Raw genomic sequence first — 16,711 nt, 5'->3', positions numbered from 1 at the left:
CCGCCTGGTCGCGCCGCCCGCCGAAGCGCGCCAGCACCTGTTCGAGAGTCTCATCGTGCGGCGCGGCGGCCGCCGTGGCACTGGATGCTGGCGGCGCGCTCCCCAGTTCGGGCGCGACCGACAGCAGGAACGCCGGCGTCAGCGCCTGCAGCGGTGCGGCGGCGAGGAAGAGGGCGAGCCGCTCCATCACATTGCGCAGCTCCCGCACGTTGCCCGGCCAGCGGTACCGTGCCAGCATCGGCAGGCACGCCGCCAGCTCCGCATACAGGTTCGGATGCGGCCGCGCCCCGATCGCCGCCAGCGCATTCTTCAAAGTCCACTCGGCCAGCGAACCAATGTCCTCGGCCCGCTCCCGCAACGCCGGAATCGCCACCCGCAGCACCGCCAGCCGATAGAAGAGGTCCGCCCGGAACCGCCCCTCGCGCACGCGCTGCTCAAGGTCGCAATGCGTCGCACTGATCACCCTTACCGACACCGGAATGGGCCGCGTCCCGCCCACGCGCACGACCTCACGCTCCTCCAGCACCCGCAACAAGCGCGTCTGCAGCGCCAGCGGCATTTCCCCGATCTCGTCGAGGAACAGGGTGCCGCCATCGGCCGCCTCGAACAAGCCCGCATGCCCGCCGCGGCGCGACCCTGTGAACGCCCCTTCCTCGTAGCCGAACAGCTCCGACTCCAGCAGCGACTCCGCAATTGCCCCGCAATTCACCGCCACGAACGGCCGCCGCGTACCGAGATGCAGAGGGCTCTCCCGATGGATCGCCTGCGCCACCAGCTCCTTGCCGGTCCCCGTCTCGCCCTGGATCAGCACCGTGGCCGGCGAGCGCGCATACAGCACCACCGCCTGCCGCAGCGACTCCATCGCCGCCGACTCGCCGCGCAGGTTGTGCAGTCCATGCTTGGCCCGCAGCGTGTCCTTCACCCCGGTGCGGCGCAGGCGATTGGCCTCCAGCTGCGTCAAGCGCGCCATCTCCAGCGCATCGTCGAAGGCCTGGCGGATCGACGCCGCTGAATACACGAAGACGCCTTTCAGCCCCGCTTCCTCGGCCAGGTCCGTGATCAATCCCGCGCCGACAATCACCTGCACGCCCGCCGCCTTCAGGTCATGAATCTGCGCCCGTGCATCTTCTTCGGTCACGTAGGTCCGCTGCGCCACCTCGACGCCAAAGGTCCGGGTGAACTCGCTCAGCTCGGGCAGCGTCTCCTGATAGGTGATCACGCCGATCCGCTCCGACACCTTGCGCGCCCGCGCCAGCGCTTGCATGTAGTCGAAGCCGGAGGCCTTCGCGATCACGACCGGCACCGACACGCGCCCCTTCAGGTAGGCCGCGTTCGACCCGGCCGAAATCACAACATCGCAGCGCTCTGTCGCCATCCGCTCGCGGATATGCCGCGCCGCCTCGTCGAAGCCGAGATGAATCGGCTCGATGGTGGCCAGGTGGTCGTATTCGAGGGTGATGTCGCGGAACAGGTCCGACAACCGGGAGACCGACACGGTCCAGATGACCGGCTTGTCGGCGGCGTCGATGGGAGTGGGGAGCGGGGCAGCCATGTTTCAATTATAATTCACTGTGACGTTGCACGGTGCAACATGAAACGCGACGGCAGCCCGCAGTCCCGCCGCAAGTGCCTGATTTCACAGGGAAGCTCCCTCTGGCACACCCCTTGCACTATAGCTGCCGCATTCATTTCAAAGTTCACAGTTCCACACAAAGGACTCGCATGACTCTCCACTCAGCAGGCGCCGCCTTCCGCAAGGCCGTGCAGGAAGAATCCCCGTTGCAGGTCGTCGGCGCCATCAACGCCAACCACGCGCTGCTCGCCAAACGCGCCGGCTTCAAGGCCATCTACCTGTCCGGCGGCGGTGTCGCCGCGGGCTCGCTCGGCCTGCCGGACCTCGGTATCTCCAACCTCGATGACGTGCTGACCGACGTGCGCCGCATCACCGACGTGTGCGACCTGCCGCTGCTGGTGGACGTGGACACCGGCTTCGGCGCCTCCGCCTTCAACGTCGCGCGCACCGTCAAGTCCATGATCAAGTTCGGCGCCGCCGCTTGCCATATCGAAGACCAGGTCGGCGCCAAGCGCTGCGGCCATCGTCCGGGCAAGGAGATCGTCTCCAAGGCCGAAATGGTCGACCGCATCAAGGCCGCCGCCGACGCGCGCACCGACGAGAACTTCGTCATCATGGCCCGCACCGACGCGCTGGCCGTCGAAGGCCTGGACGCCGCCATCGAGCGCGCCGTGGCCTGCGTGGAAGCCGGCGCGGACATGATCTTCCCTGAAGCGATGACGAGCCTCGATATGTATGCGAAGTTCGTGGACGCGGTGAAGGTCCCGGTCCTGGCGAACATCACCGAATTTGGCTCCACCCCGCTGTTCACGGTCGAAGAACTGGCCAGCGCCAAGGTCGGCCTGGTGCTGTACCCGCTGTCCGCCTTCCGTGCCATGAACAAGGCCGCGGAAAACGTCTACGGCGCGATCCGCCGCGACGGCACCCAGAAGAACGTCCTCGACACCATGCAGACCCGCATGGAGCTGTACGACCGCATCGACTACCACAGCTACGAGCAGAAGCTCGACGCGCTGTTCGCCGCCCAGAAAAAATAAATCGCATCCAGGAGACCCAGACAATGAGCGACACCACCAACACCACCACTGAAACCGCAGCCCCCGCATTCAAGCCGAAGAAATCGGTCGCCCTGTCGGGCGTCGCCGCCGGTAACACCGCGCTCTGCTCCGTCGGCAAGAGCGGCAACGACCTGCACTATCGCGGCTACGACATCCTGGACGTGGCCGACCAGTGCGAGTTCGAAGAAATCGCGTATCTGCTCGTGCACGGCAAGCTGCCCACCGTGGCGGAACTGAAGGGCTACAAGGCCAAGCTGCGCTCCCTGCGCGGCCTGCCGGTCGCCGTCAAGCTGGCGCTGGAGGCGCTGCCCGCCAACGCCCACCCGATGGACGTGATGCGCACCGGCGTCTCGGCCCTCGGCTGCGCGCTGCCGGAAAAGGACGACCACAACATCCCCGGCGCGCGCGACATCGCGGACCGCCTGATGGCCTCCCTCGGCTCCATGCTGCTGTACTGGTACCACTTCAGCCACAACGGCCGCCGCATCGAAACCGAAACCGACGACGATTCCATCGGCGGTCACTTCCTGCACCTGCTGCACGGCGTGAAGCCGCCCAAGTCGTGGGAAAAGGCGATGCACACCTCGCTGATCCTCTACGCAGAGCACGAGTTCAACGCCTCCACCTTCACCGCGCGCGTCATCGCGGGCACGGGTTCGGACATCCACTCCGCCGTCACCGGCGCGATCGGCGCACTGCGCGGCCCGAAGCACGGCGGCGCCAACGAAGTGGCCTTCGAAATCCAGAAGCGCTACGAAAGCGCCGACGAAGCGGAAGCCGACATCCGCAACCGCGTCGCCAACAAGGAAGTCGTGATCGGCTTCGGCCACCCGGTCTACACCATCTCGGACCCGCGCAACAAAGTCATCAAGGAAGTGGCGCGCTCGCTGTCCAAGGAAGCCGGTTCGATGAAGATGTTCGACATCGCCGAGCGCCTGGAGTCCGTGATGTGGGAAGTGAAGAAGATGTTCCCGAACCTGGACTGGTTCTCGGCCGTCTCCTACCACATGATGGGCGTGCCGACCGCGATGTTCACGCCGTTGTTCGTCATTTCGCGCACGTCCGGCTGGGCCGCGCACATCATCGAGCAGCGCATCGACAACAAGATCATTCGCCCGAGCGCGAACTACGTGGGTCCGGAAGACCTGGAGTTCGTGCCGATCTCGAAGCGCAAGTAATTTAGAGACTCAAAATGAACACCAATTTCCGTAAGCAGCTGCCGGGCACGCAGCTCGATTACTTCGACGCGCGCGAAGCGGTCGAAGCGATCACGCCCGGCGCCTGGGACACCCTGCCGTACACCTCGCGCGTGCTGGCCGAGAACCTGGTCCGCCGCTGCGAGCCGATGGCGCTGAACGCCTCGCTCAAGCAGCTCATCGAGCGCAAGCGCGACCTGGATTTCCCGTGGTTCCCGGCCCGTGTGGTCTGCCACGACATCCTCGGCCAGACCGCCCTGGTGGACCTGGCCGGCCTGCGCGATGCGATCGCCTCGCAAGGCGGTGACCCGTCCCTCGTCAACCCGGTCGTCCCGACCCAGCTGGTGGTCGACCACTCGCTGGCGGTGGAATGCGGCGGCTTCGATCCCGATGCCTTCGCGAAGAACCGCGCCATCGAGGACCGCCGCAACGAAGACCGCTTCCACTTCATCGACTGGACCAAGCACGCCTTCCGCAACGTGGACGTGATCCCGCCGGGGAACGGCATCCTCCACCAGATTAACCTGGAGCGCATGTCGCCGGTGGTGCAGGTGAGCGATGGCGTGGCCTACCCGGACACGCTGGTCGGCACCGACTCGCACACCCCGATGGTCGACGCGCTGGGCGTGATCGCCATCGGCGTCGGCGGCCTCGAAGCGGAGACCGTGATGCTGGGCCGCGCATCGTGGATGCGCCTTCCGGACATCGTCGGCGTCGAGCTGACCGGCAAGCCGCAGCCGGGCATCACCGCCACCGACACGGTGCTGGCGCTGACCGAATTCCTGCGCAAGGAGAAGGTGGTCTCGGCCTACCTTGAGTTCTATGGCGAAGGCGCGCGCGCCCTCACGCTGGGCGACCGCGCGACCATCTCCAACATGGCCCCGGAATTCGGCGCCACCGCCGCGATGTTCTCCATCGACGAGCAGACCATCAAGTACCTCAAGCTGACCGGCCGCGACGACGAGCTGGTGAAGCTGGTTGAGATCTATGCGAAGGAAACCGGCCTGTGGTCGGATTCGCTCGGTAAGGTCGAATACGAGCGTGTCCTGACGTTCGATCTGTCCTCCGTGGTCCGTAACATCGCCGGCCCGTCCAATCCGCACAAGCGCGTGCCGACCTCCGAACTGGCCGCACGCGGCATCGCGGGCAAGGTCGAGAACGAGCCAGGGCTGATGCCGGATGGCGCGGTGATCATCGCCGCCATCACCAGCTGCACCAACACCAACAACCCGCGCAACATGATTGCCGCCGGTCTGCTGGCGCGCAATGCCGTGCAGCGCGGTCTGGTGCGCAAACCCTGGGTCAAGACTTCGCTGGCGCCGGGCTCCAAAGCAGTGACCCTGTACCTCGAGGAAGCGGGTCTGCTGCCGGACTTGGAAAAGCTGGGCTTCGGCGTAGTCGCCTACGCCTGCACCTCGTGCAACGGCATGTCGGGCGCGCTCGATCCGGTCATCCAGAAAGAGATCGTGGAGCGTGACCTGTACGCGACCGCCGTCCTCTCGGGCAACCGCAACTTCGACGGCCGCATCCACCCCTACGCCAAGCAGGCCTTCCTGGCCTCGCCGCCGCTGGTGGTGGCCTACGCTATCGCGGGCACCATCCGCTTCGACATCGAGAAGGACGTGCTGGGCCTTGATGCCAACGGCCAGCCGGTGACGCTGAAGGACCTGTGGCCGAGCGACGAAGAGATCGACGCCTTGATCGAAAAGAGCGTGAAGCCGGAGCAGTTCCGCAATGTGTACACGCCGATGTTCGCACTGCGCGTAGACGACGGTACCCGCGTCGAGCCGCTGTACGACTGGCGCCCGCAATCGACCTACATCCGCCGTCCCCCGTACTGGGAAGGCGCGCTGGCGGGCGAGCGCACGCTGCGCGGCATGCGTCCGCTGGCGGTCCTCGGTGACAACATCACCACCGACCACCTGTCGCCGTCCAACGCCATCCTGGCGGACAGCGCGGCCGGTGAATACCTCGCCAAAATGGGCCTGCCGGAAGAGGACTTCAACTCCTACGCGACCCACCGCGGTGACCACCTGACCGCGCAGCGCGCGACCTTCGCCAACCCGACTTTGAAGAACGAGATGGTCGTCGAAGACGGCAAGGTGAAAGCCGGCTCGCTGGCGCGCGTGGAGCCGGAAGGGAAGGTCATGCGCATGTGGGAAGCCATCGAGACATACATGGAACGCGAGCAGCCGTTGATCGTCATCGCCGGTGCCGACTACGGCCAGGGCTCGTCGCGCGACTGGGCGGCCAAGGGCGTGCGTCTGGCTGGCGTGCAGGCGATCGTGGCCGAAGGCTTCGAGCGCATCCACCGCCAGAACCTGGTGGGCATGGGCGTGCTGCCGCTGGAGTTCAAGCCGGGCACCAATCGCCTCACGCTGGGCATCGACGGCACCGAGACCTTCGATGTGCTGGGCGAGCGTACGCCGCGCGCGGACCTCATGCTGGTCATCCATCGCAAGAACGGCGAGAGTGTCGAGGTTCCGGTGACCTGCCGTCTCGATACGGCCGAAGAAGTCTCGATCTACGAAGCGGGTGGCGTGCTGCAACGCTTTGCGCAGGACTTCCTGGCATCTTCGTCGAAGAAGGCGGCATAAGGATGGCGCACGCACCGCAAATCAAGATCCCCGCCACCTACATGCGTGGCGGGACCAGCAAGGGTGTGTTCTTCCGCCTGCAGGACCTGCCGGAACGCGCGCAGGTCCCGGGCGAGGCGCGCGACAAGCTGCTGCTGCGCGTGATCGGCAGCCCGGACCCGTACGGCAAGCAGATCGATGGCATGGGCGGCGCCACCTCGAGCACCAGCAAGACGGTGATCGTGTCCAAGTCCACCCGCGCGGACCACGACGTGGACTACCTGTTCGGCCAGGTCTCGATCGACAAGGCCTTCGTGGACTGGAGCGGCAACTGCGGCAACCTGTCGTCGGCGGTCGGTTCGTTCGCGATTGCGTCTGGCCTCGTGGACGCGGCCCGCGTGCCGAAGGATGGCATGGCGGTGGTCCGCATCTGGCAGGCCAACATCGCCAAGACCATCATCGCGCACGTGCCGATGACGAATGGCGAGGTGCAGGAGACCGGCGACTTCGAGCTCGATGGCGTGACCTTCCCGGCGGCCGAAGTGCAGCTCGAGTTCATGGACCCGGCGGCGGAAGAAGAGGGCGGGGGCGGCGCGATGTTCCCGACCGGGCAGCTGGTCGATGACCTGGAGGTGCCCGGCATTGGCACGTTCAAGGCCACCATGATCAACGCCGGCATCCCGACTATCTTCGTGAACGCCGAAGACATCGGGTACACGGGCACCGAGCTGCAGGATGCGATCAACGGCGACACCCACGCGCTGGGCCGCGTCGAGACCATCCGCGCGCATGGTGCGATGAAGATGGGCCTCATCAAGACCCTCGACGAAGCGGCCAAGCGGCAGCACACGCCGAAGATTGCCTTTGTCGCCAAGCCGCAGTCGTACACGGCATCGAGCGGGAAGCGGGTGGAGGCTGCCGACATCGACCTGCTGGTGCGCGCGCTCTCCATGGGCAAGCTGCACCACGCCATGATGGGCACCGCCGCCGTCGCCATCGGCACTGCCGCCGCCATCCCAGGCACGCTGGTGAACCTGGCCGCAGGTGGCGGTGAACGCGAAGCCGTCCGCTTTGGCCACCCCTCCGGCACCTTGCGCGTCGGTGCCGAGGCCAGGCAGGTCAACGGCGAATGGACCGTCACCAAAGCCGCCATGAGCCGCAGCGCCCGCGTGCTCATGGAAGGCTGGGTCCGCGTCCCCGGCGACGCGTTCTGAGAAGCCGCGTGGTACGCCCGGCCCGGCAGATGCCGCGGCCGGGCGGCGCGGCCTTCAGTTTCTGTATCCGATCCGAAACATTTCTTGCCCTTTTGTTCAACAATTCAGCGGCTGGGCGTAGCAATTACGCTATGATCGCTTGATACACAAAAGCGAGACGGGGAGATGAACGGAATTCGGGGCAATGGCGCCGTGGCAGCGGTGTTGGAGCTGATCGGGCTGCCGGCCTGCGCGTGCGATCCGGCCGGGGTGCTGCTGGCCGCGAATGCGGAGCTCACAACGCTGCTCGGCTACGATCCCGAAGAGGCCGACCTGTCCGCCCTCATCACCGGCGCCACGCCGGACCAGCTGCAGGCCAGCCTGAGCTCCAGCCAGCGCTGGGACGCGACCCTGCAAACCGCCTCCGAACACATCCCGGTCTCGGTGGCCACCAAGCCGCTTCCCGCCGCCGAAGGCCTGGCCGGCCTGACCCTGGTGTTCACTGACGTGCGCCGCTACCAGCGCGACCGCGACGCCCTGCACACCACGCTGATGGAGCAGCGCGCGATCCTCGACAACGCCGCCGTCGGCATCCTGTTCATCCGCGCCCGCGTGGTCCGCGAGTGCAACCTGCGCATGGCCGCGATGCTCGGCTACGCGCCCGCGGAACTGGTGGGCCTGGACAGCGCCGCCGTGTTCCCGTCGACCGAAGCGTTCGAAGACCTGAGCCGCGCCGCCTCGCCGCCGCTGGCCTCCGGCGCCGCCTACACCACCGAACTGCAGCTCAAGCGCCGCGACGGCTCGCTCGTGTGGTGCCGCCTGAATGGCCGCGCCATCGATACCGAGAACTCGGGCCTCGGCACCATCTGGATCGCCGAGGACATCGACGAGCACCACCGCGACCAGGACCAGCTGCGCCGCGCGATGCTGGAGATGAAGGCCATCATGGACAACGCGCCTGTGGCCATCGGCTTCTTCCGCGAGACGCGCGTCCAGCACTACAACCACCAGTTCGCGCAGTTCTTCGGCATCGAGGGCGACTCGGGCGTGGGCAGCACCGCGCGCGAGATGTTCCCGACCGAAGCCGCCTACAGGGCCGTGCTGAAGGAAGCCATTCCGCGCCTGATGCAGGGCCTCCCGTATGAGATCGAGATGGAAGCGCGCCGTCGCGACGGCTCGGTGTTCTGGGTCCATGCCTTCGTCTATGCCATCAACCCCGAGCGCGAGGCCCAGGACACGATCTGGATCCTGGCCGACCGCACGGAGCAGAAGCAGCGCGAGGAGGCAATGCGCCAGGTGGTGATGCGCCAGACCGCGATCCTCGACAATGCCTCGGTCGGCATCATGTTCTCGGCGCACGGGCAGATGATCACCCTGAACCCGCGCATGGCCGAGATGTTCGGCTACGCGCGGGACGAGATGTGGGGCCAGCACTCGAAGATGCTGTTCCAGCGCGAGTCCGAATACGACGCCATCGCCGAAGCGGCGATTCCGGTGCTGTCCGCGGGCGGCCTGTTCGAACGCCACGAGTACCAGTTCAAGCGCAAGGACGGCTCCCTGTTCTGGGCCCGCGTGCGGGCCAAGTCGATCGATCCTGAGCAGCCGCGCGAAGGCGCGATCTGGATCGTGGAAGACGTCACCGACGCGCGCCGCATGCTGGGCGAGGTGCAGGCCATCATGACCAACGCCTCGGTCAGTATCCTGTTCACCCGCCACCGCCACATCACGCGCTACAACCGCGGCTTCGCAGAGATGTTCGGCTACGGCGAGACCGATGGCCTGGGCTTGCCCGGCGACGCGCTGTTCCCGTCCGAGGAGGCCTACCACGCCGTGCGCAGCGTCGCCCGTCCTCTGGTCGCGCAGGGCAAGCCGTTCCAGACCGAGACCGAGATGATGCGCAAGGACGGCTCGCGCCTGTGGGCGCAGCTGATCGGCTACGTGGTCAATCCGGAGGACCCGGCGCAGGGCGTGATCTGGATGATCGAAGACCGCACGGAAGCCAAGCGCGCCGAGGAATCGCTGCGCAATGCGCTGATGGAGAACCAGGCCATCCTGGACTCTGCGGTGCTGGGGATTTCGGTGGTGGAGCACGGCCGCAACCTGCGCTGCAACGCCAAGATGGAGGAGCTGTTCGGCTACGGTCCGGGCGAGATCCCGGGCCTGCCGGTGCGCGCGCTGTACGCGGACGAGGCGACCTGGAAGGCCGCGCGCGAAGAGGTGCTGGCCAACTTCAACGCAGGCCAGATCAGCATGAGCGAGTTCGAGCTGGTGCGCAAGGACGGCTCGCGCTTCTGGGCGCGCCTGTCCGGCCGCCCGTTCGACCTGTCGCAGCCGCGCGGGCGCAGCGTATGGCTGGTCGATGACGTGACCCAGCGCCGCGAGGCGGAAGAGGCGATCCGCCGCGCGCGCGACGAGCTGGAACTGCGCGTGGCCGAGCGTACCGCCGAACTGGCGGGCGCCAATGCCCAGCTGCAGGCGGAGATCGTGGAGCGCCGCCAGGCCGAGGCGCGCGTCCACCACATGGCCTACCACGACAACCTCACCGGCTTGCCGAACCGCGCGCTGCTGGCGGACCGGCTGGACCGCGCCTTTCTGGCCGTGCAGCGTTCCGACCGCAAGCTGGCGGTGATGTTCCTGGACCTGGACCGCTTCAAGACCATCAATGATTCGCTGGGCCACCACATGGGCGACCAGCTGCTGAAGGAAGTGGCCAGCCGCTTGTGCCGCGCCGTGCGCGCGAGCGACACCGTGGCGCGCCTGGGTGGCGACGAGTTCGTGGTGCTGGTGCCGGGCATCCGCGCCATCGACGAATGCGCGCACGTCGCCGAGAAGATCATCGACGCACTGGCCGCGCCGTTCCCGCTCGAAGGCCGCATGCTGCACATCACACCGTCGATCGGCATCTGCGTCTGCCCGGACGATGGGGCCGACGTCGAGACCCTGATGCGCCATGCCGACGCCGCGATGTACCACGCCAAGGCCAGTGGCCGGAATAACTACCAGTTCTTTAACCACCGCCTGAACGTGGCGGCAGCCCAGCACTTCGAGACTGAGTCGAACCTGCGCAGCGCCCTGGTGCGCAAGGAGTTCGAGCTGTTCTACCAGCCGATCGTGGACATCGGCACGCGCCGCGTGCGCGCGCTGGAGGTGCTGCTGCGCTGGCGGCGCCCGCACGACGGCATTGCGCTGCCGGACCAGTTCATCCCCATCCTGGAGGAGAATGGGCAGATCGTGCCGGTCGGCGAATGGGTGATCCGCACCGCCTGCGAACAGATCGTGCAGTGGCAGCGCGCGGGGCGGGCGGTGGTGCCGCTGGCGATCAACCTGTCGGCGCGCCAGTTCATGCACCGCGGCCTGGTCGATGCCATCGAGGCCATCATCGCGGACACCGGCGTGCCGCCCGCGCTGCTGGAATTCGAGATCACCGAGACCGCCATCATGCAGCACGGCGAACAGACGCTCGCGGTGCTGGACCGGATCGATGCGATGGGCATCCGCCTGTCGATCGACGATTTCGGCACTGGCTATTCCAGCCTGGCCTACCTGAAGCGCTTCCCGGTCGCGAAGATCAAGATCGACCGCGCCTTCGTGCGCGAGCTGGAAGACAGTGCCGAGGACCGCGCCATCGTCGACGCCATTGTCGCGCTGTCAAGCAGCCTGGAGCTGGAAGTGGTGGCGGAAGGGGTGGAAACGGAAGGGCAGTTCAATGAGCTGCGCGCCCGCGGCTGCCACTTGGTGCAGGGCTATCTCTTCTCAGAACCGATCCCGGCCGACGCCGTCGTGGAGCTTTTGCACCGGCCGGCTTGATCCTGCGCTCATCAATTTGCACGCACGCAACACATCGAACGCGGGAATATGAGGGCAAAAGTACACCTTTTTGTGTTTTTCGCAACACCTGCGAATTCGAACATTGAGCTATCTCAACAATAAGTGCTGGCAAACAGTTGTCAAACCGCTCGTATCTGTTTCTAAGTGTAACAATGTAGCGACAAGCCGCGCCGAATCTTTTATTGTTACCGGTAGGGAATAAAAAATTGAAGAATATTAACGGTTGAGCTAACATGAAATGCCTGCACCCATGTTATTATTTGTCGGGTTGGCAATAGTGCTTGCACAACAAAGTGATTGAAGTGCGATAACAGCATTTGTTAAAGGATAAAAATGCGCGAAGCATTTGAAGCGTGGGCACAACGCGACGGCCATATCACCCGCCGGCGCGAAGACAAGCCTGACGAATACCTGGTCTTCGAGACCCAGCGCCGCTGGGTGATCTGGCAAGCCGCGCTGGCGCACGGCAAGGCCGCCGCCGCTGCGCCCAAAGCACCGGTCAAGCCGAAGGACGACGCGCCGGCCGTGCAGAAGACGCTGCAGCCGGACGAAGCCTCCGTGCGCAACCGCGTGCTGAACGAGGTGCTGGATGCCTTCAGCGAGCTGGATGACAGCGCGGGTCTCGACGGGATCGTCAAGGTCATTCAAAGCCTGAAGAAAAAGCAGAAGGCACTGGCCGAAGACCAGTCCTGAGCGGCCCCGGTGCCGCAGCGGCGCACGTCCACGCGTGCGCGGCGGCGCCGTCACCTCCAAAAATTCATGTGCTGGCGTCTCCTGCCGTTACAATCGGCAGGACTGACTTCCCCAAGACCGCCATGCGCCGTTTGCTCTTCCCCCTGTTGTTTGCCTCTGCCACCGTGTCGGGTTCACTGACCGGCTGCGCAACGCTCACCGATTCCACCGACCAGACGGTCCTCGTCCAGACCATCCTCGACAACCGCGAGGTGGCCAACGTCGGCTGCATCCTCACCAACCAGGCGGGCCGCTGGTTCGTCAATGCGCCCGGGCGCGTGACCATCCGCCGCCACTCGGGACCGTTGACGGTCGACTGCAAGCGCGAGGGCGGGGCCAGCGGGCATGACGTGGTGGCCTCAAAGGTCAACACCAGTGGCCTGTGGGGGAACCTGCTGGTGAGTGCGGGAGCGGGGTATTACGTGGACAAGAACACGGGCGCGGGATTCGACTATCCCGCCACGCTGACGGTCCTGATGCATGACGCGCCGAAGCCGGCGGACGATGGCGCCACTCCATCGGGCGGCGCCACACAGATCTACTAAAGAGAATGCCGCCCGCAGGCGGCATCGACGCAGCGCCGCCAGACAGGCGGCCATCACATTGCGCGGCTTGCCGCCCGCGGGCGGCATGACCGCTTACCTGGCGCGATTCATCAGGAAGGTCGCCAGCAGCGGCACCGGGCGGCCGGTCGCGCCCTTCGAACCACCCGACTTCCACGCCGTGCCCGCGATATCCAGGTGCGCCCAGGTGTACTTGCGGGTGAAGTTCTCCAGGAAGCAGGCCGCCGTCACCGACGCGCCGCCCGGCGTGCCGATATTGGCCAGGTCCGCGAAGTTGGACTTCAGCTGCTCGTTATAGATGTCCTGCACCGGCAGGCGCCACGCCGTGTCGTTGGCCTGCTTGCCCGCGGCCAGGAGTTCATTGGCCAGCGCCTCGTGCTGGTCGTCCTCGCGCGTGAACAGGCCGGAGTTGTGATGGCCCAGCGCCACGATGCAGGCCCCGGTCAGGGTCGCGATATCGACCACCGCGGCCGGGTTGAAGCGCTCCGCATAGGTCAGCGCGTCGCACAGAATCAGGCGGCCCTCGGCGTCCGTATTCAGGATCTCGATGGTCAGGCCGTTCATGGAGGTGACGATGTCGCCCGGCTTGGTCGCGCGGCCGCTCGGCATGTTCTCGCACGCCGCCACGATGCCGATCACGTTGAGCTTCAGCCCCATCTCGCCGATCGCGCGGAAGGTGCCCAGCACCGAGCCCGCGCCACACATGTCGTACTTCATCTCGTCCATGTTGGCACCCGGCTTGATCGAGATGCCGCCCGTGTCGAAGGTGATGCCCTTGCCGACCAGGACCACCGGCGCGTCTTTCGGCTTGCCGCCCTTGTGCTTGATGACGATGAACTTCGGCGGCTGCTCCGAGCCGTTGGTCACGGACAGCAGCGAGCCCATTTTCAGCGCTTCCATCTGCTTGCGCTCCAGGACTTCCACCTCGAAGCCGAACTCCTTGCCCAGGCGCTTGGCGGTATCGGCCAGGTACGTCGGCGTGCAGACGTTGGCGGACAGGTTGCCCAGTTCCTTGGTCAGGTCCATGCCGTTGGCGATGGCTTCGGCCTGTGCCAGTGCGAGCTTGGTGGCCGCGGTGTTAGGCACCGCCAGCATGACCTTCTTGACGCCCTGCGGCGCCGGATCCTTCTTGGACTTCTGCGCGTCGGTGCGGAACACAGCCTCGTGGCCGGCGATGACGCAGGCGCGGATCGCCCAGTTCACGTCGCGCTCTTTCAGGTTTTCCATGGGCAGTGCGATAATGCCGTCCGCCGCGCCGATCTGGCCGAACGCCTTCATCACCGCGTTCACGCCGGACAAGAAGGCCTTTTCGCCGACCGCTTCGTCGGCACCCAGGCCGACCAGCAGCACGCGTTCAGCACCAGCTTTCGATACGCCACGCAGCAGCAGGGTGGAACCCGGTTTGCCCGAGATGTCGCCTGCCTTCAGTGCCGCCGTGATTTCACCGCCCTGGTCGAGCGCTTTCGCCTGCGCCGACAGCTTCTTGTTCTCGAAGACGCCCACTGCGATGCAGCCGGTTTTCGCGCCCTGGATGGTGTTTTTTGTATCGAATGCTTTTATGCTAAAGTCCATTTGGATCTCCGTTCCTAGTTTGTGCGGCGCATTGCCTAACCACTCATTATAGCTTTTCAATGATCTTTCAACGCGCCCTTCGACGTGAGCTCATCGCGGCGGCCGGGGCGACCTTCACGGTCCTCTTCTCCATCTTTGTCACCTGGTCGCTGATCGCCATTCTTGGCCGCGCGGCCGGGGGCAAGGTGGCGCCGGACGACGTGGTCGCACTCATCGCCTTCAACGCGCTGTTCTATCTCCCGACGATCATCATCCTGACCGCCTTCATCTCGGTGCTCATGGTGCTCACGCGGACCTACCGCGATTCCGAGATGGTGGTGTGGTTTGCCTCCGGCCAGTCGCTGCTGCGCTGGATTCCGCCCGTGCTGTCGTTCGGCATACCGCTGGTAATCCTGGCGGGCTTCCTCAGCTTCGTGGGCACGCCGTGGGCGCGCCAGCAGAGCGACGAATATACGGCCCGCTTCGAAAAGCGCGAGGACCTGCAGAAGGTCTCGCCGGGCCAGTTCAAGGAATCCGCCTCGTCCAACCGCATCTTCTTCGTGGAAGGCGTGGAAGGGCAGTCGGCCATCGTGCAGAACGTATTCGTGAATACCGTGGAAAACGGCCGCAACACCGTGGTCGTGGCCAAGGAAGGCGTGATCGAGCAGGACAAGCAGGGCGGCCGCTTCCTGGTACTGAAGAACGGCCGCCGCTACCAGGGCGAGCCTGGCCGCGCGGACTTCCAGTCGATGGAGTTCGAGCGCTATTCGATGCGCGTGGCCTCCAAGACACCGGTGACGGGCGTGGACCAGGCGGAGGCCGCGATGCCTACCATGGCACTGATCGCCAACCCGACCCCTGCTACCCGCGCGGAGCTGCTGTGGCGGATCGCGCCGCCGATCACCTGTTTGATGCTGGTGCTGCTGGCCATTCCGCTGGGCTTCGTGAATCCGCGCGCGGGCAGCTCGGCCAACCTGATTCTCGCGCTGCTGATCTTCTTCACCTACACGAACCTGATCAAGGTGGCGGAGGGCAGCGTCAAGCAAGGCCGCCTTCCGTTCGCGCTGGGCTGGTGGCCGCTGCACGCGGTGGCGCTGCTGTGCGTGATCGGCCTGTTCGCGTGGCGCCTCAACGTGAACAACCGCTATCACCCGCTGGCCGTGATCTCGCGCTTCAAGCGGCGCGGCACGCCGCAACTGCAGGAGGATGCGGCGTGAAGATCCTGCAGAAGTATTTTGCGGTCTCGATCATCCAGGCCACCGTGTTCGTGCTGGTCGCGCTGCTGGCGCTGACGGCCTTCATGGACCTGACCTCCGAGCTGCGCCAGGTCGGCAAGGACGGCTACCTGTTCCAGCACGCGCTGCTTTACGTGCTGCTGCTGGTGCCCGGCCATGTGTACGAGGCGATGCCGGTGGCGGCGCTGATCGGCACCATCTACGCGATGGCGCAGTTTGCGTCGACGTCCGAATTCACCATCATGCGCGCGTCGAGCATGAGCACATCGATGGTGACGCGCATGGTGCTCAAAATCGGCATCGTGTTCGTGGTGGCGACCTTCGTGTTCGGAGAGCTGATCACGCCGCGCACCACGCCGCTGGCTGAGAAGGTCAAGCTGGCGGTGCGCGGGGGCGCTGTATCGCAGGAGTTCAAGTCCGGCATGTGGACCAAGGACGTGGTGCGGGCCAATGGGATGAGCGGGGACGTGACGGGGACGCGCTTCTTCAACGTGCGGCAGATCGCAGCCGACGGAGCGCTCACCGACGTCAAGATCTACGAGTTTGACACGGCCTATCGTCTGCGCTCGCTGACGACGGCCAAGCGCGCGACCTTCCAGGGCGATAACACGTGGCGGCTGGTCGATGTCACCGAGACGCGCTTCACGAATTCCCAGCAGCTGCCGGAAGCGGGCCAGCCTTCGCTGCCGCAGTTCGGGCAGGAGACCAGCATGGTGGGCACCGAAAAGCTGGCCAGCCGCCAGCTGATCTCCGAGATCACGCCCAAGATCCTGTCGGTGTCGAGCTCCGACCCGGACCGCATGTCGGCCAATGAGCTGGCGGTGTACACCAAGCACCTGGCCGAGAACAAGCAGGAGACGGAGCGCTTCAAGATCGCATTCTGGAAGAAGCTGATCGACCCGCTGGCGATTTTCGTGCTCATGGCGCTGGCGCTGCCGTTCGGATACCTGCATTCGCGCGCGGGTGGGGTGAGCCTCAAGATCTTCATAGGCATCATGATCGGCGTGTCCTTCATGCTGATTAATACGCTGTTCTCGCATCTGGGTCTGCTGTCGACGTGGCCCGCGTTCCTGACTGCGATTGCGCCGAGCGCGCTGTTCTCGCTGCTGGCCTTCGGCGCCCTGTGGTGGGTGGAGAGGCATTGATGGGCACGGGCCAGACCCCGGCACTGGCGGCGCCTCCAGCGGGCGCCGGCCGGCGTGCACT

11 protein-coding genes are annotated in these 16,711 nt (G+C 65.6%); 9 read left to right on the top strand and 2 right to left on the bottom strand.

The genetic code is table 11. From position 1 onward, the window contains the following. Positions 1–1,552, bottom strand: a 1,552-nt coding sequence (prpR, locus tag E4L96_RS12925) for a propionate catabolism operon regulatory protein PrpR (RefSeq protein ID WP_135207640.1), incomplete at its 3' end; no start/stop codon positions are given. A gap of 170 nt (positions 1,553–1,722) precedes the next feature. Between prpR and prpB the strand changes: the two genes are divergently transcribed. The 7 genes from prpB (at position 1,723) to E4L96_RS12890 (ending at position 12,701) form a co-directional block, all read left to right on the top strand. Continuing rightward, positions 1,723–2,610, top strand: a complete 888-nt coding sequence (gene prpB, locus E4L96_RS12920) for a methylisocitrate lyase (RefSeq protein ID WP_135207639.1) — start codon at positions 1,723–1,725, stop codon at positions 2,608–2,610. A gap of 23 nt (positions 2,611–2,633) precedes the next feature. Further along, the gene (prpC, locus tag E4L96_RS12915) at positions 2,634–3,809 is read left to right on the top strand and encodes a bifunctional 2-methylcitrate synthase/citrate synthase (RefSeq protein WP_135207638.1); all 1,176 of its coding nucleotides are present in this window, start codon (positions 2,634–2,636) and stop codon (positions 3,807–3,809) included. Positions 3,810–3,823: 14 nt separating this feature from the next. Then, on the top strand, positions 3,824–6,424 hold the full coding sequence (gene acnD, locus E4L96_RS12910; protein WP_135207637.1) for a Fe/S-dependent 2-methylisocitrate dehydratase AcnD: 2,601 nt from the start codon (positions 3,824–3,826) through the stop codon (positions 6,422–6,424). Positions 6,425–6,426: 2 nt separating this feature from the next. Next, positions 6,427–7,617 carry a 2-methylaconitate cis-trans isomerase PrpF gene (prpF, locus tag E4L96_RS12905; RefSeq protein WP_135207636.1) on the top strand — a complete coding sequence of 397 codons (1,191 nt, stop codon included), beginning with the start codon at positions 6,427–6,429 and terminating at the stop codon, positions 7,615–7,617. Positions 7,618–7,782: 165 nt separating this feature from the next. Further along, positions 7,783–11,403 carry a sensor domain-containing protein gene (locus tag E4L96_RS12900; protein ID WP_135207635.1) on the top strand — a complete coding sequence of 1,207 codons (3,621 nt, stop codon included), beginning with the start codon at positions 7,783–7,785 and terminating at the stop codon, positions 11,401–11,403. A gap of 354 nt (positions 11,404–11,757) precedes the next feature. Next, the gene (locus tag E4L96_RS12895) at positions 11,758–12,117 is read left to right on the top strand and encodes a phiTE_015 family protein (RefSeq protein WP_135207634.1); all 360 of its coding nucleotides are present in this window, start codon (positions 11,758–11,760) and stop codon (positions 12,115–12,117) included. A gap of 122 nt (positions 12,118–12,239) precedes the next feature. Further along, positions 12,240–12,701 carry a hypothetical protein gene (locus tag E4L96_RS12890; RefSeq protein WP_181017612.1) on the top strand — a complete coding sequence of 154 codons (462 nt, stop codon included), beginning with the start codon at positions 12,240–12,242 and terminating at the stop codon, positions 12,699–12,701. A gap of 93 nt (positions 12,702–12,794) precedes the next feature. Here the strand turns inward: E4L96_RS12890 and E4L96_RS12885 are convergent, their stop codons facing one another. After that, the gene (locus E4L96_RS12885) at positions 12,795–14,291 is read right to left on the bottom strand and encodes a leucyl aminopeptidase (RefSeq protein WP_135207633.1); all 1,497 of its coding nucleotides are present in this window, start codon (positions 14,289–14,291) and stop codon (positions 12,795–12,797) included. A 59-nt stretch (positions 14,292–14,350) separates the two neighbouring features. Here E4L96_RS12885 and lptF point away from each other — a divergent pair, with 59 nt between their 5' ends. Beyond that, positions 14,351–15,487 carry an LPS export ABC transporter permease LptF gene (lptF, locus tag E4L96_RS12880; RefSeq protein ID WP_135207632.1) on the top strand — a complete coding sequence of 379 codons (1,137 nt, stop codon included), beginning with the start codon at positions 14,351–14,353 and terminating at the stop codon, positions 15,485–15,487. Continuing rightward, on the top strand, positions 15,484–16,650 hold the full coding sequence (gene lptG, locus E4L96_RS12875; protein ID WP_135207631.1) for an LPS export ABC transporter permease LptG: 1,167 nt from the start codon (positions 15,484–15,486) through the stop codon (positions 16,648–16,650). Before lptF ends, lptG begins: the two co-directional genes overlap by 4 nt. The last annotated feature ends 61 nt before the right edge of the window (positions 16,651–16,711 follow it).

It is taken from the genome of Zemynaea arenosa, from assembly GCF_004614185.1.
Lineage (GTDB): Bacteria > Pseudomonadota > Gammaproteobacteria > Burkholderiales > Burkholderiaceae_D > Telluria > Telluria arenosa.
Note: the sequence above shows the minus strand (reverse complement) of the source record. Positions and strands in the feature narration are given on the sequence as shown.

What these genes read in the sequence shown, in the direction of transcription:
- E4L96_RS12890 (WP_181017612.1), top strand. Translation starts at nt 12,240, where the DNA reads ATGCGCCGTTTGCTCTTCCCCCTGTTGTTTGCCTCTGCCACCGTGTCG.
- E4L96_RS12885 (WP_135207633.1), bottom strand. Translation starts at nt 14,291, where the DNA reads ATGGACTTTAGCATAAAAGCATTCGATACAAAAAACACCATCCAGGGC.
- acnD (WP_135207637.1), top strand. Translation starts at nt 3,824, where the DNA reads ATGAACACCAATTTCCGTAAGCAGCTGCCGGGCACGCAGCTCGATTAC.
- lptF (WP_135207632.1), top strand. Translation starts at nt 14,351, where the DNA reads ATGATCTTTCAACGCGCCCTTCGACGTGAGCTCATCGCGGCGGCCGGG.
- E4L96_RS12900 (WP_135207635.1), top strand. Translation starts at nt 7,783, where the DNA reads ATGAACGGAATTCGGGGCAATGGCGCCGTGGCAGCGGTGTTGGAGCTG.
- prpC (WP_135207638.1), top strand. Translation starts at nt 2,634, where the DNA reads ATGAGCGACACCACCAACACCACCACTGAAACCGCAGCCCCCGCATTC.
- prpB (WP_135207639.1), top strand. Translation starts at nt 1,723, where the DNA reads ATGACTCTCCACTCAGCAGGCGCCGCCTTCCGCAAGGCCGTGCAGGAA.
- E4L96_RS12895 (WP_135207634.1), top strand. Translation starts at nt 11,758, where the DNA reads ATGCGCGAAGCATTTGAAGCGTGGGCACAACGCGACGGCCATATCACC.
- prpF (WP_135207636.1), top strand. Translation starts at nt 6,427, where the DNA reads ATGGCGCACGCACCGCAAATCAAGATCCCCGCCACCTACATGCGTGGC.